Below are 738 nucleotides of genomic sequence, written 5' to 3'. Positions count from 1 at the left end.
CGAGCAGCGGGCCGTTGATCGACGGCAGCGCGAGGCCGGCCGGCAGCGTCGCGGCCGTGCCGATCACCACCGCCTGGTCGTCGGCCGGCAGCCCGGACGACACCGGGAACCGCGCATGCCGGTAGTCGGCCAGCGCGCCGAACCACGACGCGAGCACGCCCGCGCTGCGCAGCGTCGCCGAATCGGGCGACGCCGGCAGCACGAACGGCAGCCGCACGCGGCCGTTGTCGCGCCGGTCGAAGAACGGCGCGGGCAGCAGCGCGAGATCGTTCGGCAGGCGCACCGGCGATTCGTCGAGGATCAGCTCGCTCTTCGGGCTCACGTCGGCCCACAGCGCCGAGTTCGACGGATCCTCGCAATGGTCGAGCGAGTAATGCGCGATCAGGCGCAGGCCGATCTGGTTGAAATCCGAGAAGTAGCGCGGATCGATCGGGATTTCCTGCGTGACCGTGCGGCCCGCCTGCACGGCGTCGAACGGGACGGTCGCGATGACCTCGCCGTTCACCGACACCTTCAGGTGCGACATCGGGAACACCAGCGACGGCGAATACGCGTAGGTCAGGCGCAACCGCGCGCCGGTGACCACGCGGTCGAGCCGCACGCCCGCGTTGATCGTGCGCGCGTCGTCGGCGCCGCGCAGGCGCAGCGGATCGAACGCACCGAGCGACGCGAACGGCAGGTGCACCGTCGTCGCCGGCAGACCGGTTGCGGCCGCGCTGGCCCCCGCGGGCACGGCCA

1 protein-coding gene is annotated in these 738 nt (G+C 72.2%); it reads right to left on the bottom strand.

Annotated elements, in window-relative coordinates; all coding sequences use genetic code 11:
- A partial coding sequence (locus tag G3N64_RS39260; protein ID WP_205788916.1) for a cellulose biosynthesis cyclic di-GMP-binding regulatory protein BcsB occupies positions 1-738 on the bottom strand: 738 nt, incomplete at both ends.

Origin of the sequence: Burkholderia sp. Ac-20344, assembly GCF_017104975.1 — a bacterium.
In the GTDB taxonomy this organism is placed as follows: domain Bacteria; phylum Pseudomonadota; class Gammaproteobacteria; order Burkholderiales; family Burkholderiaceae; genus Burkholderia.
Note: the sequence above shows the minus strand (reverse complement) of the source record. Positions and strands in the feature narration are given on the sequence as shown.